Genomic DNA, 19,869 nt, shown 5'->3' with positions numbered 1-19,869 from the left:
GCCGTACCGATGGATTATTCGCCCGCCACGGCCTACAACTCGTCCTGTGGCCGACGATCCGAACCTCATCCGCGTGGAAGGCACCGACAGGGTCTTCCGACGCAGCCGCATCCTCGTCGTCCTCCTCATCCCCATCGCGATGGCGCTCGTCGCCGTCTCCTCGATCAACGTCGCGCTGCCGACGATCTCTCACACCCTCGGCGCGACCGACTCCGACCTGCAGTGGGTGCTCTCGGGCTACGCGCTGACGTTCGGGATCAGCCTCGTGCCCGCGGGCCGGGCCGGGGACGTGCTCGGCCGCGGCAGCTTCTTCGTCATCGGGCTGCTGGTGTTCTCGCTCGCCTCGCTCGCGTGCGGACTCGCGCCGAACCCGGAGTTCCTCAACGTCTCCCGCTTCGTCCAGGGCGTCGGGGCGGGGCTGTACAACCCGCAGACCATGGGGATGATCCAGCAGTACTGGCGCGGCATGGAGCGGGCCCGGGCGTTCGCGCTGTTCGGCATGGTCGTCGCGTTCTCGGTGGCCGTGGGCCCGGTGCTCGCCGGGTCGATCATCCAGTTCTTCGGCCCGGAGATCGGCTGGCGCGCAACCTTCCTCATCAACTTCCCGTTCGGGCTGCTCGGCTGCTTCCTGGCGCTGCGCTGGTTCCCCTTCGGCAAGGAACGCCTGCGCCGTGCCGCGAGGCGGGCCGCGAAGGACGCGCGCGACGGCGCGGGGCCGGGCCGCGCCGTCGTCCCGGCGCTGCGACGCGAGCGGGTGGATCTCGACCCCGTCGGCACCGTCCTGCTCGTCCTCACCGTCCTCTGCGTGATGCTGCCGTTCATGTCTCACACCGGCGGCGCGGTCTGGCTGCTCCTGGTGGCGGGGGCCGGGCTGCTGGCGCTGTGGGTCCTGTGGGAGCGGCGCTACAAGGCGCGGGGACGCGCGCCGATGGTCGACCTGGCGCTGTTCTCCTTCACGTCCTTCTCCAACGGCACCGCCGTGGCCGGCACGTTCTTCCTGGGCTCCACCTCGATCTTCGTGGTGGTGGCTCTCTACATGCAGAACGGGCTGGGGGCGAGCGCGCTCGAGACCGGTCTGATCGGCCTGCCCAACGCCGTCGTCTCGGCGTTCGCCTCCATGTGGGCGGGGCGGCGCACGATGACGAGCGGGCGGGCGATCATCGTCGGGGCCCTGGCGTGCGTGCTGGCCGGCGTGGGCCTGAGCGTCGGCGTGGTCGTGCTCATCGAGCTGTACGGCATCAGCTTCTGGTGGCTGGCCCTCTCCCTGATGATCTGCGGCATCGGCCAGGGGGCGCTGGGCTCCGCCAACCAGACGCTCTCCCTGGAGGACGTCCCCAGCGCCTACGGCGGCACCGCCGGCGGCGTGAAGTCCACCGCCGAGCGCATCGGCACCGCCGTCGGCAACGCGATGATCACCGGCGTCTTCTTCAGCTTCGTCGGCGCCGGCACCTGGACCACGGGGTTCGCCGCCGCGTACGGGGCGATCGTCGTGTGCCTCCTCGTCTCGCTGCTGGCCGCGGTGCGGGACCGGAAGGTCTCCGGCGACGGGCCGGCCGCGCCGCCGGCCGGCGGGCCGGCCGCGCCGCCGGCCGGCGGGCGCCGGTAGCAAACCGTCCCGGCCCGCTAGTCGACCGTCCCGGCTCGGTAGCTGCCCGTCCCGGCCCGGTTCCCCACCCGTTCACCGGGACCTCGACAAGTCGTTCGGCCACGGTTAGCGCCCCGCTGGCCACGGGGAAGGTTCTCGTTCACCCGCGGCTGCGAGATTGCGCTCGGCCGGCCGTTCGGGGCCGGCTCAGAGTCGAGGGGAACCTGTCCGTGAGATCGATGTCCAGACCGTCCGACCACCTGCCCGCCCGCTCGCGCCGGCTGACCGCCGGAGCGTTCGCGCTCGCGTTCTCGGGCGCGCTGCTCACGCCCGTGGCCGCAAGCGCCTCGCCCGGGGACGCCGCGCCAGGGAGCGCCGGGTCGGCTTCCGCGGCCGCCGCCCCTCAGGGCGACTGGGCCGAGACGGCCTACCGGGGAGGCGTCCACGTCGTCCCCGGCGCCGACGAGAACGCCGACGTCATTGACGGCACCGTCTTCGCCGACAAGAACCGCAACTCCGTGCAGGACCGCAGCGAGCGCGGCCTCGCCGGGGTGACGGTCTCCAACGGCCGCGACGTCGTCACGACCGACAGCCAGGGCCGCTACGAGCTCCCGGCGTTCGACAACATGACCGTCTTCGTCACCCAGCCGCGCGGCTACCAGGTACCCGTGGACGCGGACAACGTGGCCCAGTTCTTCTACCACCACCTGCCCGAGGGGTCGCCCGAGCTGCGCTACGGCGGCCTCGAGCCCACCGGTCCGCTGCCCGAGCAGGTCAACTTTCCGCTCGCCCAGAGCAGCCTCACCCGGCACCCCGAGCAGCACTGCGTCATCGGTGCGGACGTGCAGACGTACAACCAGAAGGAGGTGGAGTTCGCGCGCAACGGTGTGTTCACCGACCTGGCGGAGCGCACGGACTACGCGGGCTGCGGCGCACTGTTCGCCGGGGACGTCGTCGGTGACGACCTCTCCCTCTTCGCGCAGACGCGCGAGCTCACCGGGATGCTCAACGGGCCGGCCCGGTTCCTGCCAGGCAACCACGACCTCGACTTCGACTCCCCGGAGAGGGAGCACAACTTCGACACCTTCCGCGCCCAGCTCGGACCGGAGTACTACTCCTACGACGCCGGCAAGACGCACGTGGTCGCGCTGAACACGATCGAGTACCCGACGGTGATGCCACCGAAGAAGAGCAGCTACACCTACGGCCTCGGCGAGAAGCAGCTGGAGTGGCTGCGCAACGACATCGCCCAGGTGCCGGACAACCAGCTGATCGTGCTCGCCTCCCACAGCCCCCTGCTGGAGTTCTACTACTCCAGCTCCCACCGCACGAAGCAGCTCGAGGAGATCTACGCGATCCTCGAGGGCCGCGAGGTCATCGCCGTCAGCGGGCACACCCACATGTCGGAGAACCTGCGCAAGGGCGACCTCATGGCCGGCTGGAAGGACATCGTCGGCGAGGAGGGGCTCCCGTTCACACACCTGACCGCCGGCGCGGTCTCGGGCCACTGGTACGCCGGTCGCGTCCTGGACGAGGGCTTCCCGACGGCGATCCAGCGTGACGGCACCCCTCCCGGGGTCCTTACCCTGGACATCAGGAACACCGAGGTCACCGAGCGCTACACCGTCACCGGCGGGGACGAGTCCGAGCAGCTGGCGCTGGGCCTGAACACCCCGACCTACCGCGACTGGTACGCCGAGAACGTCGTGAAGCCGCGCGGCACCGCGCCGGCGCTCGAGAACCCGCTCGCCGTCTCGCGCGAGGACCTGGCCGGCACGACGTGGCTGACCACCAACTTCTGGATGGGCTCGACCGGGTCCACCGTGGAGGTCACGCTCGACGGCGGTGAGAGCGTCGAGGCGGTCCGTACCCAGCAGTTGCGCGGCGAGACCGTCAACGTCGGCGCGGAGTGGTCCGACCCGGCAGCGATCCAGGAGCAGTTCGTCCACGGCGGCGGCCTCGCCGACCGCACCATGCACCTGTGGCGCCTGGAGCTCCCGGCCGACCTCGCCACGGGCGAGCACACCGCCGAGATCACCGCGACAGACGTGCACGGCCGCGAGTACACGGACACCCTGACCTTCACGGTCACCGGGTAGCAGACCCAGCCGGTGCTCCGCGTACCGGCCACACACGACGACGCCCTGCCGGGTCCGCGAGGAGCCGGCAGGGCGTCGTGGTTCCCGGGATCCGCCGTCGCCACGGAGTCACCGTCGCCTTCACCGGCGACAATGGCGGCCATGCCCGAGGTACCAGAACCGCAGTACCGGATCGTCGACGGGACGCCTGACGTCGCCAGCTACCTCCGCCTCCGCGAGGAGGCCGGACTCACCCCCAAGACCCGCGCCCAGGCCGAGGCGGCCCTCCCGGGCAGCTGGACCGCGGTCCATGCCGTGGTACGGGCTACCGGGGAGGCCGTGGCCATGGGACGGGTGATCGGCGACGGCGGGTGGTACTTCCACGTCGTCGACATGGCGGTCCTGCCGCCCCACCAGCGCCGCGGCCTCGGGGACCGGATCCTCACCACGCTCCTCGACCGGATCCGGGAGCGGGCGCCGTCGGGCGCCTACGTGAGCCTGATGGCCGACCCGCCAGGGCGTCGGCTCTACGCCCGGCACGGGTTCGAGGAGTCCGCTCCGTCGTCAGTCGGGATGGTTCTGCGCCTGGAGTGAGCGAGTGGTGACCTTTGTCCCGGTTTTCCGCCCGTGCCGCCCGGCAACCTTGTCCGATAGGTCGACGAACCACCCGACGAAGGGGACTGGCATGAGCACCACCGCATCCCGGCCGACGAAGGCCGAGCAGCGCGAGGAGGCCCGGCAGCGGGCCCGCGAGCTGCGGGCCGAGCAGGAACGGAAGGCACGGCGCAGCCGGCGCCTTCTCGTCGGCGCCGTCGCGGCGTTCGTGCTCGTGGTGGCCGCGGCGGTGACCGCGATCGTGGTCCAGGGCAGCAAGAGCCTCCTCGACGGCGTCTCCGCGACGCCCGCGCACACCACCGAGGAGGGGGCGGTGACGCTCGGCTCGGACCTGGTCGCCGGCGCGGTCAACCCCGGCGCTCCCGTCGTCGACGTCTACTTCGACTACACGTGCAGCTACTGCGGCGAGTTCGAGCGGATCAACGGCGAGGACCTGAACGAGGCGACGGAGGCCGGCGACATCACGCTCGCGCTGCACCCGGTGTCCATCCTCGACCGCTCGGGCGACTTCTCCGCGTTCTCCGGCCGCGCGGCGCAGGCCGCGGTGACCGTCGCGCACGGCGCCCCCGAGGCGTTCCTCGACTTCCACGAGGCCATGTACACCCTGTGGGCCGACGCCGTGGCGGGCGGTGCGGTCGAGGGTGGCAGCGGGGGCGGCGAGCCGACCGACGCGGACATCGCGGCGGCCGCGCTGGACGCCGGCGTCCCCCAGGACGTCGTCGACCGGTTCACCGAGGGCACGTACACGGAGTGGGTGGAGGCGAGCACCACCCAGTTCGGCCGCGACGGCTTCACCGGTACGCCGACCGTTTTGGTCGACGGCGAGCCCTTCCAGAACTGGTCGGACGCCGGCGCGCTGGTCGCCGAGGCGGTCGGCTGACGATCGTCCCGACGCCCGACGACGGCGCTCACGCCGGACGGCGACAGCGGGCGCGCTCCGTCCCTGACAGGGGACGGAGCGCGCCCGTGGTCAGTCGGTCTGTCTGATGACGCCGTAGTCGTTCTCGACTGCGGCGACGAGCTGCCAGCCCGACTCCTCGAGCTCGCGCAGCTCCTCCGCGAAGGCCTCCAGCTTGCGCGCGGCCTCGGAGAGCGTGCGCGCGCCGTCCATCACCCATCTCGCCCGGACGACGTCGTCGCCGTCCTCGGCCGCCGTGTCGTCGTCGAACAGCTCGTCGTCGTCGAGCTCGATGTCGTCGTCGTCCGCGTACACGTCCGGCTCGTAGTCCTGGTTCGTCACGTCGCCCCCTCAGCCCGGCATCGTCCAGGGGCAGCGATCATCTCAGGCATCCGGCGACGAGACCGCGGAATCGGTGGCGCCGATTCCGTGGGGCCCGAGACGATTCCTTGCCGCCCGTGAGCGCGTTGCATGATGTCCCGGGTCGAACCGCAGTCAGGACAGGAGTGGGCGTGGACAGTGCGTTCCCGGGGCTCGGCACGCTCATCAACGTGGCGGCCATCGTCGTCGGCTCCCTGCTCGGCATGGCCGTGGGCCACCGGCTGCCGGAGCGGGTCCGGGACGTGGTCACGGACTGCCTGGGGCTGGTCACGCTGCTGATCGCCGCGCAGTCGGCGATGGCCGTGGCTGATCCCGCCCTGGCCGACGCGGTCGGCGCCGGTGCGCCCGTGCTGATCGTGCTCGGCGCGCTGCTCATCGGTGGCATCGCCGGTTCCGGCCTGCGGATCTCCGCCCGTCTGGAGTCTCTCGCCGGCCGCGTCCACGCCTGGTCCACCCGCCCGGGCACCGCCAGGCTCGAGGCCCACGCCGCCCGCCAGCGGTTCGTCGACGGCTGGCTCACCGCGACCCTGCTCTTCTGCGTGGGTCCCCTCGCCGTGCTCGGCAGCCTCTCCGACGGTCTGGGCCGCGGCATCGACCAGCTCGCGCTGAAGGCGGTGCTCGACGGGTTCGCGGCCCTCGCCTTCGCCTCCACCTTCGGCGTGGGCGTGCTGCTCTCCGCGGTCTCGGTCGGGGTGGTGCAGGGTGCCCTGACGCTCGTCGGGCTGCTGCTGGGCTCGGTGGTGCCGGACGCCCACGTGGCCGCGCTGACCGCGACCGGCGGCCTGATGCTGGTCGGCATCGGGCTGCGCCTGCTGCGGGTGCGGGAGGTGCCGGTGGCGGACATGCTGCCCGCGCTGGTGGTGGCGCCGCTGCTCACCCAGGTGGTCGTGCTGCTGCGCTGACAGGCCCGGCGGGGGCCGGCGCAAGGACGAACGTCCCCGTGCCATCCGGTCGTCGGAGTGGCACCATAGAAGCAGCTGGACGGCACGACGATCGCACCACCCGCGACAGACCCGACGTTCCAGGAGGAGCGACGCGGCGGCGGTTGGTGACCACGGTCAACGGGGCCGACCAGCACGGGGGGTGCAACACCGCATCTCCCGGAGTCCGTCTACGAGAGCCGGTGATGCGTCGCCAGTGGGAACAACTCACAGCTACCTGGCCGTCGGACGACTCGAGCGACAAACCGGCCGTTGATGCTCACTTGAGGCACCGGCACCGCCCAGTGATCGGGCATGCGACGAGGGTCTGACCCCCTAGGCAGCTTCGGACGGCCCGGGCGTACGCGCCCGGGCCGTTTCCTGTGCCCCACCGGCGGTGTCCTGTGTCGGCCGCGGGCCCGAGATCTGGTGCCGAAATCCGCTCCCCGCCCCGGTCCCGAGCCAGTAGTGTCACCAGCCGTGCCCCACGCGAACGCCCCCGTCTCCCTGCGCGAGATCACCCGCGAGAACCTGCGCACCACCCTCCAGCTGGAGGTCTCCCCCGATCAGCGCGAGTTCGTCGCCCCCGTCGGCGACTCGATCGCCGAGGCGCACTACGCCGGCGACGTCGCCTGGTACCGCGCCATCTACGCCGGCGAGGAGGCGGTCGGGTTCGTCATGATCGTCGACGACCCGGCGCACGAGCACTACTACCTGTGGCGTCTTCTCGTGGACCACCGCCACCAGGGCCGGGGCTACGGCGCGGCGGCCATGCGTGAGGTGGTCGACTACGTGCGCTCGCGCCCCGGCGCGCGTCGGCTGGGCACCAGCTACCACGGCGAGGCCGGCGGGCCGGCGGGGTTCTACGAGCGCATCGGCTTCGTGCCCACGGGCGAGGTCGACGACGACGGCGAGATCGAGGCGGTCCTCGAGCTCACCTGACGCCGGCTCAGCCGAGGAGCCGGGCGGCGCCGTCGGCGATCGTGGTGAGGGCGCCGGCGGTCGCGAGGACGACGACGAGGCGGTGCGCCGTGGCCGCGGAGAGCCGCTTCGCGACCAGCTCTCCGAGCGCGACCCCCGCACCCAGGGCGACGGCGACGAGCGCCCACGTCGTGGCGTCGAGCTGGCCGCCGGCGGCCGGTTCGAGGAGGAGCCGCGCGGCGACGGTGGCCACGCCGGTGACGACGAAGTAGGGCTGCATCGTGGCGGCGAAGCGCACGGTGTCCCAGCGGGTGAGGACGGCGAGCACCGCCATCGCGGGACCGCTGACGCCCGCCACCACCCCCATCGCCCCGGACGCGAACCCGGTGGCGCCCACCAGGCCGAGGTTGCGGGGCATCGTGCGGGCACGGACGACGACGGCGGAACCGATGAGGCCGAGGATGATCAGCACCCCGGCGACCACCTGCGCCCACGCCGCCTCGAGCACCGCGGCCGCCGCGGCGCCCGCCACGATGCCGACGAGCGCGCCGGGCAGGAGCCGCCCCAGGACGGCCCAGTCGACGTCCTGACGGACCCGGCCCAGCACGATGAGGGCGGCCAGCACACCGAGCAGGGCGATCACCAGCACACCGGCCGCCGGGCCGAGCGCGAGGATGACGAACGGGGAGGCGACCAGCGCGAACCCCATGCCGGTGACGCGCTGCATCACGGCACCGACGAGCACGGCGAGCACGAGCGCGGCGGTCATGCCGTCCGTCCGGCGTCGAGCAGGCGGAATCGGACGGGTCTGAGCACCGGCTCAGGCTACCCAGCGCGGCCGGGCCTGCCGAAAACGCCGACGGCGGCACCCGGGTGGGGTGCCGCCGTCGAGCGGGCCTCGGAGGTGGGCGCCGCCGGTGGGACCGCGCCCGTACGGCGTCGTCGCTCGGACGCCGGACCTGCTGATGGATCAGGCGTTGGCGCCGACCGGGGCGAAGGCTCCCGCGCGCACTGCCTCCAGGGCCTTGGTCCACGGCACGAGCTGCTCGAGCATGGGCTCGACCGAGGCGGTGGCCGGCTCGGTCGGGGTGAAGACGGAGAAGTTCTCGAAGTCCGTGAACAGCGACATGACCACGGCGTTGCGCACGTGCGCGACCTGCATCTCCGACAGGATGCCGCGCAGGTGCTCCACGGCGCGGGCGCCGCCGGCGGAGCCGTAGGAGACGAAGCCCGCGGCCTTGTTGTTCAGCTCGGGCGAGAGGTAGTCCAGGGCGTTCTTCAGCGCGCCGGTGATGGAGTGGTTGTACTCGGAGACGACGAAGACGAAGCCGTCGAACTCGGCCATCTTGGCGGACCAGGCCTGGCCCTCGGCGGACTGCGCCGGACCCCAGGACGGGGGCGTCGCCTCGGCCCAGACCGGCAGGTTGAAGTCCGCGATGTCGACGATCTCGAACTCGGCGTCGTCGCGGCGGTCCGCGATGGACTTCACCCAGTTGGCGACGTTCAGGCTCTGACGGCCGGGACGGACGCTGCCGGTGACGATGGCGATCTTGGTCATGCTTGCTGCTCCTTGGAGATGTCCTCGGGATTCACGGCGGACTGGCGCCCGCACTGTGGATGCAAACGCATGGACCACGAGAGCCATTCCGGACGGCGCCGTGGCGTGCGTCACGCCGCCGGCCGACGCCCGCCGCAGGACGGGCTACTCGCCCGGGGAGGTTGACGTCCGAGCGCGTGACGGCGCCAACGCGACCCGGGGGGCGCGTGCGGGGACGAGTTGGCCCTTTTGGTTCGAAAAGTCTGTCCGACGAACCAACATGGCCATCTCGTCCGCCCGGGTCGCGATGACCTGCGGCCGCTGCCGACTCGCGTCGTCGGTCGGCTACGCCGGCGTTGAGCCTCGCGCACGCCAGTCGGCCGCGACAGCGGCGAGGCCGTCGCGGACGCTCGGGTACCGCGGTACCCAGTCCAGCTCGCGGCGGGCCTTCGCGGTGTCGAGGTGGATGCCGGCCCGCGTCATGACGGTGCCGAGGTACGCCGACGCCCGGAAGACCACGTTGGGCAGCCGCCACGGGCGCGGCGCCCCCGCGGCGTCGGCGACGGCGTCCAGGTACTCCGACCAGGTGAGCGGGTGGTCGTCGGCGACGTTGTACGCCTCCCCCGCCCGGCCCCGCTCCAGCGCGGCGACCGTCGCGGCCGCCGCGTCCTCCACGTGGACCACCGACAGGTTCGTCCCGTGGGCCGGGGCGGGCAGCAGGCGCCGCGCCGCCATGTCGAGGAGACCGAAGGTGCCCGACTCCGAGCCGTAGAAGAAGGCGTAGCGCAGGGCGACGCCCTCGACCCCGCGCGCTCCGAGCACCTGCCTCTCGTTGGCGCGCATCGCACCGACGTGCCGGTCGAACTCGCCGCCGCCGCTCGGCCCGAACGGCTGGTCCTCGCGGACGGGGGTGTCGCCGTGGTCGACGTAGCCGTGGACGTAGAGGAAGGACTGCGTCACGAACCGCCGGGCACCGACCACCTCCGCGGCGAGCAGCAGGTTCGCGGTGCCGCGCGTGCGCAGCACGTTCGTGGGGTGGAGGTCACGGTGGCGCCACGGCGTACCGGCGATCGACGTGCCCTCGTGGACGACGGCGTCCGCACGCACGCCGTCGAGGGCCGCGAGCAGCGCGGGCGCGTCGAGCACGTCGGCGACGACCGGCTGTGCGCCGGCGGTCCGCAGCCGCACGGCCCCCTCAGGCCGACGGGTCAGGCCGACCACCTCGTGCCCGGCGTCGAGCAGCTGCCGGGTCAGGTGTGTGCCGATGGTGCCCGTCGCACCGGCAAGAAGCACTCGCACCGCAGACCTCCGTGTCCGTCCCGTTCCCGTGCATCCTGCCCGTTCGACGGCGGAGCCGGGAAGCATCGACGGGGTCACCCGCCCCTGCGCCGTTCACCCAGGAACCACCCTCCCCTACCCTCGGCCGGGTCTTGGGAACCACCTCGGCAGGAGCCGATCATGGCGGCAGCGGGTCCGACGTCGGTGTCGGACCCACTCCTCGCACGGGGAGAGCGAAGTGACTCTCGAGCATCACGTCGCCCGATTGAGCGTGGCGGGGACCGCCGCCCTCGTCGCCGCCCTGCTGCTGAGCGTCCGGGGGCTGTCCCTCTCCCCCGCTGCCGCTCACGCCGCCGGCCACCTGGCGGTCGGTCTCCCGCTGCTGGGCCTTCTCGTCCTGGTGCTGCGGTACTGGCCGCTGCGCCCCGGCCTGCTGGCCCGGGTGGCGCGGGGCACGCTCGTCACCGGGCTCGCGCTGGCCTCGTTCGGCCTGGTCGCCGAGGCGGTCGGGGCCTTCGGCCTCGATACCGACGGGCAGCCCGCCACCGGCCTCGCCACCCTGCACGAGGTGAGCAACGCCGTCTGGGTCGTCGGCCTGCTCGCGGTCGGGGTGAGCGGGCTGCTGACGTCCGTCGACCTGCTCGCCCAGGCGCACGGGCTCGAGAGCTCGCGCGCGCTGGCCGTGGCCGGTGTGGTCGTCGTCCTGGCCGTGACGGTCTTCGCCGTCGGCGGGATGCTCCTCAGCTCCTGAGTCGCGGCGAGGTCGTCGCCGTCGGCGGCCGTCGGTACGGTGGGCCGGCAAGCGCCGGGCGAACCTGGTCCGCCCGCCGACGCGCAAGGGTGCGAGGTGAGGTATGGAAGAGCGCCGCGGTGTCCAGCTGATCGCGTACGCCGACCGCTTCGGCGGGTCCGTCCGCGGCCTGCTCGACCTGCTCGACGGACCGCTCGCCGGGGTCTTCGACGGCGTGCACCTGCTGCCGTTCTTCACGCCGTTCGACGGCGCCGACGCCGGCTTCGACCCGGTCGACCACACCGCCGTCGACCCCCGCCTCGGCAGCTGGGCCGACGTGCGCGCCCTCGCCCGCCGCTACACCCTCATGGCGGACCTCATCGTCAACCACGTCTCCGCCGACTCGGCCGAGTTCCGCGACGTGCTCGCCCGCGGGGACGTCTCCGAGCACGCAGGGATGTTCCTCACCATGTCCGACGTCTACCCGGACGGCGCGGACGAGGACGAGCTCGCCGGCATCTACCGGCCGCGGCCGGGGCTGCCGTTCACGCCGATGACGCTCGGCGGGCGCCGCCGGCTGGTGTGGACCACGTTCACCTCGCAGCAGATCGACCTCAACCTCGCCCACCCCGCCGGGCAGGCGTACCTCGACGGGGTGCTCGCCGCGCTGACCGACGGCGGGGTGTCGATGGTGCGCCTGGACGCCGTCGGGTACGCGGTGAAGACGGCCGGGACCTCCTCGTTCATGACCCCCCGCACGTTCGACTTCATCGGTGACCTGACAGCGCGGGCGCGGGAACGGGGCGCGGAGGTGCTGGTGGAGATCCACTCGCACTTCGAACGTCAGGTGGCGATCGCCGCGCGCGTGGACCGCGTCTACGACTTCGCGCTGCCCCCGCTGCTGCTGCACACGCTGTACACCGGCGACATCGCGGCGCTGCGGCGCTGGCTCGACGTCCGGCCGGCCAACGCGGTCACGGTGCTGGACACGCACGACGGCATCGGCGTCGTCGACGTCGGCCCGGACCAGATCGAGGAGGGGCGGCCGGGGCTCCTCGCCCCCGAGCAGGTCGACGCCCTCGTCGAGGGCATCCACACCCGCTCGGGCGGCCAGTCCCGGCAGGCGACCGGGTGGGCGGCCTCGAACGTGGACGTCTACCAGGTCAACTGCACCTACTACGACGCCCTGGGCGGGGACGACGACGCCTACCTCCTCGCCCGGGCGGTCCAGCTCTTCGTGCCCGGGGTGCCGCAGATCTACTACGTGGGGCTGCTCGCCGGCCGCAACGACATGGGGCTGCTCGCCCGCACCGGGGTGGGCCGGGACATCAACCGCCACCACTACACGCGCGAGGAGATCGAGCGGGACCTCGACCGGCCCGTGGTGCGCCGGCTGCTGGAGCTGGTCCGCCTGCGCAACGCCCACCCAGCGTTCGACGGCGACTTCCGGGCGGCAGGCGAGGGCTCCGTCGTCGTCCTGACCTGGGAGGCGGGCGAGCATCGGGCGAGCCTCGAGGCGGACGTGGCGACCAGGACGTTCCGGGTCGACGCGACGCCCGCACCGGGCGGGCGATGAGTCGGTGCTTCTCGCCCAAAAGTCTCGCGAGCGCGGCCGCCCGGCCGCCACACTGGGCTGACCACCCACCGTGCGAGGAGGCACCGTGACCACCCGACTCAACCCGTACATCTCGTTCCGGGACACCGCCCGTGAGGCGCTCGAGTTCTACCACGGCGTGTTCGGCGGAGACCTGAACATGAACACCTTCGCCGAGTTCCAGATGAGCGAGGACCCCGCCGACGCCGACAAGATCATGCACGGCCAGCTCGACGCCCCGAACGGCATGACGCTCATGGCGGCCGACACCCCGAGCTCCATGGACGTCCAGGACACCAGCAACATCACCATCTCCCTCAGCGGCGACGACGAGTCGCAGCTGAGGGGCTTCTGGGACAAACTGGCGGACGGCGGCAGCGTCACCGTGCCGCTGGAGATGGCGCCCTGGGGCGACCACTTCGGCCAGCTCACCGACCGGTTCGGCGTCGCCTGGATGGTCAACATCGCGGGTCAGGGCGGGCAGGGCGGCCAGGGCTCCTGACCACCACTTCAGCCGCCCGTGGCGACCTTGTCGCAGCGGTCCGGCGCACGCTGGCCAGCGGCGGGGACCCCGTCCGCGCCGCCGGCCAGCAGCGCTACCTGCGCTCGGAGATGCCGCTGCGCGGCTTCCGTCTCCCCGAGCTGCGTGCGGCGCTGCGCCCGGTGCTGGACGCCCACCCCGTGGACGACGCCGGCGCCTGGGAGGCCACCATCCGTGCCCTCTGGGACGAGGCCGGGTACCGGGAGGAGCGGCACGCGGCCATCGCCCTGGCACGCCACCGCCCGTACCGGGCGTGGGCGACCGACCCCGCGACGCTGCCGCTGTACCGGCACCTCGTGCTCACGGGTGCGTGGTGGGACCTCGTCGACGACGTCGCCACGCACCTCCTCGCGCCGCTCCTGCTGGCCCACCCCGAGGTGGCGGCGGAGGTGCGCGCCTGGGCCGTCGACGACGACGTGTGGGTGCGACGCGCGGCGATCCTCGCCCAGATCGGCGCCCGCGGGCGCACGGACACCAGCCTCCTGACGGACTGCGTCGAGGTGAACCTGCTCGGCAGCCCGCACGGTCGTGAGTTCTTCGTCCGCAAGGCGATCGGCTGGGCGCTGCGCGACCTCGCGCGCACGGACGCCGCCTGGGTTGCCGCGTACGTCGAGGCGCTGGGTGACCGGCTGTCCCCGCTCTCGCGGCGCGAGGCGCTCAAGCACCTCGGGTAACGCGCCGGTGCCCACCCGAGGTGTGCCGATCGACGACGTCGTCCTGACCGCAGGCCAGGCGTCAGTCCGAGACCGGCTCCAGCAGGAACACCGGGATCTCGCGTTCGGTCCGCTCCTGGTACTGCGCGTACTGCGGGAAGGCCGCCACGGCCCGCTCCCACCACTGCGCACGCTCGTCACCCGTCACGATCCGCGCCCGGGCGCTGACCACCTGCGCACCGTCCTGCACCCGGACCTCCGGGTGCGCGACGAGGTTGTGGTACCACTGCGGGTGCTTCGGCGCACCGCCCTGCGAGGCCACGGCGACGTACGTGCCGCCGTGCTCGACCCGCATGAGCGGGACCTTGCGGACCTTGCCGGATCGCGCGCCGCGCATGGTGACCACCACGATCGGCAGACCCTGCATCGTGTTGGCCCGCTGCCCCTCGGAGGCCTCGTACTCCGCCACCTGACGGCGCACCCACTCGCTCGGGCTGGCCTCGTAGTCGGCGTCCAGCTGCTGCATCGCTCGCCTGCCTCTCGATCGTTCTGGTCCAGGTCCGTGCGTCACCCTACGGCGGAGCATCTCGCTTCGCCTCGCCGTCCGTGGAGCCCGACGACCATGCGCCCCCGTGCCGCCGGTCGAGCTGCCGCGCGGATCGAAAAGGCGTCGACAACCGGCGAGGTCGGCGCCATCCTTGGCCGGTGAGAGTTTCCGGCCGACGACGTCCTGTGAGCTCCGTCGTCGTGCTCCTGACGCTCTCGGCCGGACTGGCCGCGTGCAGCGGCACGGACGACCCGGGCGACGAGGCCGCCGCCCTCGCCCGGGCTCTCGAGACCGGGGAGACCTCCTCCGCCCGGGGGCTGGGAGAGCCGGAGAACCTCGAGGCCCTGCTCGGGGATCTCGCCGGGCTGCCGCGGACGGTCGAGGTGGCCGGCCTCGGCGAGCGTCGCGAGGTCACGGAGAGCAGGGCGAGCGCGGTCGACGTCGAGCTGAGCTGGGCGTGGGACCTCGACGCCGACGGCGAGCCCGACTGGAGCTACACGACCACCGCCCAGCTGGCCGAGGACGCCGACGGCGCCTGGGCCGCCAGCCTCTCCCCCGACATGATCGCGCCGGAGCTGCCCCCGCAGGGGTCGCTCGTCCTCGAGCGCGTGCGTGGCGAGCGCGGTGACGTGCTCGCCGGCGACGGCTCCGCCATCGTCACCGACCGTCCCGTACTGCGCGTCGGGCTCGACAAGACCCGGCTCGAGGGGGCGCCGGAGGCGGACCTGCGCGCGAGCGCCGAGGCCGTGGCATCCCTCGCCGGGTATGACGACACCGCGGCGTTCGCCGACCGGGCCGTCGCCGCCGGGCCCCGGGCGTTCGTCGAGGCGATCGTGGTGCGCGAGGGCAGCTCCGACGTCGACCTCGACGCCCTCGCCGAGGTGACCGGCGGCGTGGCGCTGCCGGGCGAGCTGCCGCTCGCCCCGACGGCCACCTTCGCCCGGGCGCTGCTCGGCCGGGTCGGGGAGGCCACCCAGGAGATCGTCGAGGCGTCGGAGGGTCGGGTCGTCGCCGGCGACACGGTCGGGCTCTCCGGCCTGCAGGAGCAGTACGACGTCACCCTCGCCGGGAGGCCGGGCCTGCGGGTGAGCTCGCAGGTCGGCGCGGAGCTGACGACCCTGTACGAGCGGCCCGCCGCCGACGGGGCGGACCTGCACCTCACGCTCGACACCCAGCTCCAGACCACCGCCGAGATCGCGCTGGCCGGCACCACCTCGCCCGCCGGCCTCGTCGTGCTGCGCCCGTCCACCGGAGAGATCCTCGCGGCGGCGTCGGGCCCGGGCAGCGAGGGGCAGAACACGGCGATGCTCGCCACGCTGGCGCCGGGCTCGACCTACAAGATCGTCACCGCCCTCGCCCTCCTGCGGGCCGGCGTCGGCCCGGACGACCTCGTCTCGTGCACACCCGACGCCACGGTCGAGGGCTACACCGTGGGCAACTACCCGGGCTACCCCGCCGCCCACCTCGGCGAGATCACCATGTCCGACGCCATCGCGCAGTCCTGCAACAGCGCGCTCATCAACGCCCGCGACGCCCTGACCCCACAGGCGATGGCCGACGCCGCGGCAGCGCTGGGTCTCGGCCGTGACCTGGCCGGGCCGTGGCCGGGCTTCCTCGGCTCGGTCCCTGCCGACGCGACGGGCACCGCGTTCGCCGCCTCCCTCATCGGCCAGGGTGACGTGCTCGCCTCCCCGCTCGCCATGGCCACGGTGGCGGCGTCCGTCAAGGCGGGGGCGGCGGTCTCGCCCACGCTCGTGCTCGGGCCCGGCGACGTCGCCGACGACCCGGCCGCGGTGGCCGCGCCGGCGAGCCCGCTGACCGTCGAGGAGGCGGAGGTGCTGCGTGGGTACATGCGCGGCGTCGTCACCGGCGGGACGGCCACTCTCCTGGGCGACGTGCCCGGGGAGCCCGTGCACGCCAAGAGCGGCTCGGCCGAGGCCGGGGGCGACGACGCCCGCGTCGACTCCTGGATGACGGCCTACCGCGGCGATCTCGCCGTCGCGGTGATGGTGCAGGGCGGCGGGCACGGCTCCGGCGTCGCCGGCGGCATCGTGCGGGACTTCCTCACCGCCGTCCCCTGACCCCCCACTCGTGGCGCGAGACGTCAACTCCTCCTCGAGTGGTCAATTGCTCCTCGAGTGGTCAAGTCCTCCGCGAGAGGTCAACTCCTCCGCGAGAGGTCAACTCCTCCGCGAGTGGTCAACTCCTCCGCGAGAGGTCAACTCCTCCGCGAGACGTCAACTCCTCCGCGAGAGGTCAACTCCTCCGCGAGACGTCAACTCCTCCTCGAGAGGTCAACTCCTCCGGAGCGCGGACGTTCAGTGGCGCGCGCGTCATCGACGCCCGGGCCGGGAATCGTGGTGCTAAGACATGTGGGCGCGGTCCTGGAGCGTCGCGACGCCGTCGCCCTCGAGCTCCTCGCAGTACGCCGCTCGACCGGTCATGGCCATGACCAGCGCGAGCGTGGCGCCCCGGACAAGCGGTCCGGTCCCAGTGGCGAACGGGCCGTCCGCCGCCTCGAGCCGTAGGCCCTGCACGCGGCTCTTCGCCACCACGACAAGGTCGGACCGGCTGTAGTACTCGGCGACCTGGGTGACCGTCTCGATCGGGTACGCCCGCCGGACGCCGAGGGGCCGGCGGATGTCCTCGGCGTGGACGACGGCCTCCCCCAGCCAGGCGACGTTCGGCCCCGGGGGTGCGGTCCGGCTGTCCCCCACCTGGCGGAACCGCGCGAGCGTCTCGGCCGGGGTGGAGCCGAGGTACTCCGCCAGGCGCATGGCCACCTGCTTGTCGAAGTCGAACCGGCACCGGATCACTCCGGCCATCCAGGTGAACGGGTTGAGCGACGCGCCGGCCGTCAGGTGCGCCACCACCTCTCGGACGGACAGCCCCGCGCAGAGCGACGGCGTCGCCCACCGGTGCTCCGGCAGTCCCGCCAGGTCGTCCGCGAGCGCCGCCCGCTCCGCGTGCACCCGCCTCCATGTCTGCGCCCGTCCCACGGGGACAACCTAGTGGCGGCCGCTCAAGCCTCACGACAGCCAGAGCTACCTGGAGCCGTCCGTGACAAGCCGTGACCGCGGGCAAGGCCCGGCGCCTGTCGGAACTTCCGCGTGGGAAGAAGTCAACAGACGCCGGCATGCCGCCGGTCAGTTGCTGATGACCTGCGGCGCCCGTCGGCGCGCACCCAGGTCTCCGCGCCGTCGGCGCGGCGGTGCACGCGGCTCATGGCGCGCACGTCGTGGCCCGCGGCGGTCAACGCCGGCACGGCTGCGCTGCCGAAAAGACATGCCGGTCGGCGCACGGTCCGCATAGGTTCGGCGACATGACGACGGAGCAGACGGCCAACGCCGAGGCCTCGGGCCCGGGAACTGGCGTCGACACCGGCAGCCTCGCCGAGATCCATGAGCTCGTGCGGCGAGCGCAGGACACCCAGTTCGATCCCGAGCCGTTCCTCGACCTGCACACGCCTGGTGCCGTCGTCGTCAACATCGCCGGCCGCCGGGTGCTGGGCCGTGACGCCCTCGGCGAGGCCATGCGTGCCGCGCTGGCCTCACCGCTGAGAGACGTGGTGACGACGGCGGAGATCCACGACGTCCGCCTCCTCGCACCCGGCGTCGCCCTCGTGAGCTGCACGAAACGGGTGGAGGACGCACGCACGGACCGCGCGACGCAGCTGCCGACCGGCGGTGCACTCACCTACGTCGTGGTGCACTCCGACGGCCGCTGGCGCATCGCGTCGGCGCAGACGACGCCGGTGGCCCAGCCCGTCTGACCGTCGGCGCTGGAGCACCGGCAGGCGGGCGCCGTCGCACCCGCCCGCCGGCACGCATCAGCGCGCGCCCGGCCCGTAGGCGTGACCGACACCGTTCCCGGGCCTGCCGTCGCCATGCCCGGGCGTGCCCGGACGGTGGCCGTTCCCGTCACCGTTGCCCTTGCCGCGTGCGTCGACGGAGTGCTCCTCGAAGAAGTCCCAGATGACCTCGTTGGCGTTCACCGCGAAGGTGGGGGTGCCCGCCCACGAGGTCTCGTGCTCGAAGGCGGGACTGCCCGGCCACACATGGCCGGCGCCCTCGATCGACCACGACTCGATCTCGTTCCTCCCGCTGCCGTCCCCGATGGCCGTGAGCGTGACACCGGGCGCCGGCTCCGACACCTCGACCGAGGTGTAGCCGCCGATCTCCGCCCACCGGGCGAGAGCCGCCTCGTGGCCGTACCGCCAGTACGCCGCACCTCCGCCGTCGAGGGGGTTCACGGGGTCCTCCGTGCCGACGAACGTGACGATCGGGGTGACCTCCTCCGGCGCGCACGACGCGGGGTCCGGCACCCACGCACCGGTCCCGTCCTGCACCGGGAACCCGGCCCGGAGCCCGGTCACCGGTGCGATGGCGCGGAACAGCGTGGGGTCCTCGCAGGCCGCCTGGGAGATCATCCGCCCTCCGCCGGAGTAGCCGGTCGCGAACACGTTCTCCGCAGAGGTGCCGTACTCGTCGGAGGCCCACTCGACGAGGCTGCGCAGGAAGGCCACGTCGTCGGGGCTCCCCGCCGGCGCGTCCGTCACGCCGGGGACGTTCCAGAGCCAGCCGTCGCCCGGGTTCTCGATCCCGCCGTCGGGGAGGACGACGACGTACCCCTCCTCCTCGGCGAGCTGCGCGGCGTCGGACCACACGAGCTGCTCCGCCCCGTCCGAGCGGGAACCGTGGAGGTTGAGCACCAGGGGCAGGTCCGAGCGTGGTGTCCAGCTCTCCGGCAGCAGGACGACGCCGGTGCGCGCGTGACCGTCGATCTCGACGCTGAACTCGTGGACTCCCGGCTGCAGCTGCGTGCCGGCCGCGCCGGCCGCTCCGGCGGCACCGGCCACCCCCGAGGGGGCAGCGGCCGCGACCGTCGGGACCAGCATCAGGCACGCCACCGTGGCGGCGGTGCGGAGAGTTCGTCGGGCGGGGTGGGCGGTGCTCATCATGCTCCTCGGTCGGTTCTCGTCCGCCGGACGCTACGGCCGGGAACCGTCCGGAGAGTGCCGCGTCTCGCCCGCGTGGACACCGTCCGCCGTGGTCTCACCGGTTGGACCGCCGCGGGCGAGCGACTTGACGCCCCTCGAGTGGCCGTCAGCGCCTCTTCGCGGTGGGTTTCGGGGGGAACGTCGCGACGTACTCGGCCGCCCGGGCGACCAGCCCGGCCGGGTCGACGCCCTCGGGCACGGTGATCCAGCCACCCATCGGGCGCTCCGGCGGCCCGTAGTCGCCGCCACCCGCGGCCCGCACCTCCACGAGCTCGTCCTCGGGCAGCTTGACCCCGAGCTGCGAGCCGAACAGCCCGGCGAACATGTGGCCGCCGACGAAGGCGCCGAGGTTGCCGAACATGGGCCGGATCTCGACGCGCGGGTCCTCCGGGACGGCGGCTCGGAAGCGCGCCTCGTCCTCCTCTGTCGGCCTGGGCATCCGCATGATGACCTCCGCTCGCTCGCACGGCGCTCGCGCTCCACCCATGCAGCGCTCGGCCCGATGCTCGCACCGGCAGGATAGTCATCCCGCGGGAGGATGGCGGCGGGCAACCGTCACGACGTACCGTCGTAGCACGCATCGAGGGAGAGT

General features: G+C 73.0%; 20 protein-coding genes. 12 read left to right on the top strand and 8 right to left on the bottom strand.

Annotated elements, in window-relative coordinates:
• Positions 1–46 precede the first annotated feature (46 nt).
• The 4 genes from ATJ97_RS17430 to ATJ97_RS17415 all read left to right on the top strand — a co-directional run bounded on the left by ATJ97_RS17430 (position 47) and on the right by ATJ97_RS17415 (position 5,158).
• Positions 47–1,606: an MFS transporter gene (locus tag ATJ97_RS17430; RefSeq protein ID WP_245862689.1), complete on the top strand. Its 1,560-nt coding sequence runs from the start codon at positions 47–49 to the stop codon at positions 1,604–1,606.
• Positions 1,607–1,824: 218 nt separating this feature from the next.
• Positions 1,825–3,684, top strand: coding sequence for a calcineurin-like phosphoesterase C-terminal domain-containing protein (locus ATJ97_RS17425; protein ID WP_098484819.1), 1,860 nt, complete (start codon positions 1,825–1,827; stop codon positions 3,682–3,684).
• Between the two features lie 141 nt (positions 3,685–3,825).
• Positions 3,826–4,257, top strand: coding sequence for a GNAT family N-acetyltransferase (locus tag ATJ97_RS17420; protein ID WP_098485579.1), 432 nt, complete (start codon positions 3,826–3,828; stop codon positions 4,255–4,257).
• Between the two features lie 91 nt (positions 4,258–4,348).
• A complete protein-coding gene (locus tag ATJ97_RS17415) occupies positions 4,349–5,158 on the top strand; it encodes a DsbA family protein (RefSeq protein ID WP_098484818.1) in 810 nt (269 codons plus the stop codon).
• Positions 5,159–5,248: 90 nt separating this feature from the next.
• Here the strand turns inward: ATJ97_RS17415 and ATJ97_RS17410 are convergent, their stop codons facing one another.
• Positions 5,249–5,518, bottom strand: coding sequence for a hypothetical protein (locus tag ATJ97_RS17410; protein WP_098484817.1), 270 nt, complete (start codon positions 5,516–5,518; stop codon positions 5,249–5,251).
• A gap of 170 nt (positions 5,519–5,688) precedes the next feature.
• Between ATJ97_RS17410 and ATJ97_RS17405 the strand changes: the two genes are divergently transcribed.
• A complete protein-coding gene (locus ATJ97_RS17405; protein ID WP_098485578.1) occupies positions 5,689–6,459 on the top strand; it encodes a DUF554 domain-containing protein in 771 nt (256 codons plus the stop codon).
• A 498-nt stretch (positions 6,460–6,957) separates the two neighbouring features.
• Positions 6,958–7,419 (top strand): GNAT family N-acetyltransferase, encoded by a 462-nt coding sequence (locus ATJ97_RS17400; protein WP_211287274.1) that lies wholly within the window; start codon positions 6,958–6,960, stop codon positions 7,417–7,419.
• 7 nt (positions 7,420–7,426) lie between these two features.
• On the opposite strand, the gene ATJ97_RS17395 is transcribed toward ATJ97_RS17400, so the two are convergent.
• From ATJ97_RS17395 to ATJ97_RS17385, 3 genes are all read right to left on the bottom strand, one after another.
• Positions 7,427–8,167 carry a sulfite exporter TauE/SafE family protein gene (locus tag ATJ97_RS17395; protein ID WP_098484815.1) on the bottom strand — a complete coding sequence of 247 codons (741 nt, stop codon included), beginning with the start codon at positions 8,165–8,167 and terminating at the stop codon, positions 7,427–7,429.
• Positions 8,168–8,368: 201 nt separating this feature from the next.
• Complete coding sequence (locus ATJ97_RS17390) at positions 8,369–8,956, bottom strand: NADPH-dependent FMN reductase (RefSeq protein WP_098484814.1); 588 nt, start codon at positions 8,954–8,956, stop codon at positions 8,369–8,371.
• A gap of 324 nt (positions 8,957–9,280) precedes the next feature.
• Positions 9,281–10,234, bottom strand: a complete 954-nt coding sequence (locus tag ATJ97_RS17385) for an NAD-dependent epimerase/dehydratase family protein (protein WP_098484813.1) — start codon at positions 10,232–10,234, stop codon at positions 9,281–9,283.
• Positions 10,235–10,451: 217 nt separating this feature from the next.
• On the opposite strand from ATJ97_RS17385, the gene ATJ97_RS17380 reads away from it, so the two are divergent.
• The 4 genes from ATJ97_RS17380 to ATJ97_RS17365 all read left to right on the top strand — a co-directional run bounded on the left by ATJ97_RS17380 (position 10,452) and on the right by ATJ97_RS17365 (position 13,752).
• The gene (locus tag ATJ97_RS17380) at positions 10,452–10,964 is read left to right on the top strand and encodes a hypothetical protein (protein WP_143427062.1); all 513 of its coding nucleotides are present in this window, start codon (positions 10,452–10,454) and stop codon (positions 10,962–10,964) included.
• Between the two features lie 103 nt (positions 10,965–11,067).
• Positions 11,068–12,519, top strand: a complete 1,452-nt coding sequence (gene gtfA, locus ATJ97_RS17375; protein WP_098484811.1) for a sucrose phosphorylase — start codon at positions 11,068–11,070, stop codon at positions 12,517–12,519.
• An 85-nt stretch (positions 12,520–12,604) separates the two neighbouring features.
• Positions 12,605–13,039, top strand: coding sequence for a VOC family protein (locus ATJ97_RS17370; RefSeq protein ID WP_098484810.1), 435 nt, complete (start codon positions 12,605–12,607; stop codon positions 13,037–13,039).
• A complete protein-coding gene (locus tag ATJ97_RS17365) occupies positions 13,036–13,752 on the top strand; it encodes a DNA alkylation repair protein (protein ID WP_098484809.1) in 717 nt (238 codons plus the stop codon). The genes ATJ97_RS17370 and ATJ97_RS17365 overlap by 4 nt, the downstream gene beginning before the upstream one ends.
• Before the next feature lie 61 nt (positions 13,753–13,813).
• Here the strand turns inward: ATJ97_RS17365 and ATJ97_RS17360 are convergent, their stop codons facing one another.
• Entirely contained in the window at positions 13,814–14,257 is a 444-nt protein-coding gene (locus ATJ97_RS17360; protein WP_098484808.1) for a nitroreductase family deazaflavin-dependent oxidoreductase, read from the bottom strand.
• A gap of 206 nt (positions 14,258–14,463) precedes the next feature.
• Here ATJ97_RS17360 and ATJ97_RS17355 point away from each other — a divergent pair, with 206 nt between their 5' ends.
• Complete coding sequence (locus tag ATJ97_RS17355; RefSeq protein ID WP_245862686.1) at positions 14,464–16,359, top strand: penicillin-binding transpeptidase domain-containing protein; 1,896 nt, start codon at positions 14,464–14,466, stop codon at positions 16,357–16,359.
• 282 nt (positions 16,360–16,641) lie between these two features.
• Here ATJ97_RS17355 and ATJ97_RS17350 read toward each other — a convergent pair whose 3' ends face one another.
• Positions 16,642–17,250 (bottom strand): maleylpyruvate isomerase family mycothiol-dependent enzyme, encoded by a 609-nt coding sequence (locus ATJ97_RS17350; RefSeq protein ID WP_245862684.1) that lies wholly within the window; start codon positions 17,248–17,250, stop codon positions 16,642–16,644.
• A 350-nt stretch (positions 17,251–17,600) separates the two neighbouring features.
• On the opposite strand from ATJ97_RS17350, the gene ATJ97_RS17345 reads away from it, so the two are divergent.
• A complete protein-coding gene (locus tag ATJ97_RS17345; protein WP_098484805.1) occupies positions 17,601–18,050 on the top strand; it encodes an SgcJ/EcaC family oxidoreductase in 450 nt (149 codons plus the stop codon).
• Positions 18,051–18,107: 57 nt separating this feature from the next.
• Here ATJ97_RS17345 and ATJ97_RS17340 read toward each other — a convergent pair whose 3' ends face one another.
• Together ATJ97_RS17340 and ATJ97_RS17335 are read right to left on the bottom strand one after the other, a co-directional pair.
• A complete protein-coding gene (locus ATJ97_RS17340) occupies positions 18,108–19,235 on the bottom strand; it encodes a CE1 family esterase (protein ID WP_170037543.1) in 1,128 nt (375 codons plus the stop codon).
• Between the two features lie 148 nt (positions 19,236–19,383).
• Complete coding sequence (locus tag ATJ97_RS17335) at positions 19,384–19,716, bottom strand: TfoX/Sxy family protein (RefSeq protein WP_342746918.1); 333 nt, start codon at positions 19,714–19,716, stop codon at positions 19,384–19,386.
• Positions 19,717–19,869 lie beyond the last annotated feature (153 nt).

Origin of the sequence: Georgenia soli (assembly GCF_002563695.1) — a bacterium.
In the GTDB taxonomy this organism is placed as follows: domain Bacteria; phylum Actinomycetota; class Actinomycetes; order Actinomycetales; family Actinomycetaceae; genus Georgenia; species Georgenia soli.
Note: the sequence above shows the minus strand (reverse complement) of the source record. Positions and strands in the feature narration are given on the sequence as shown.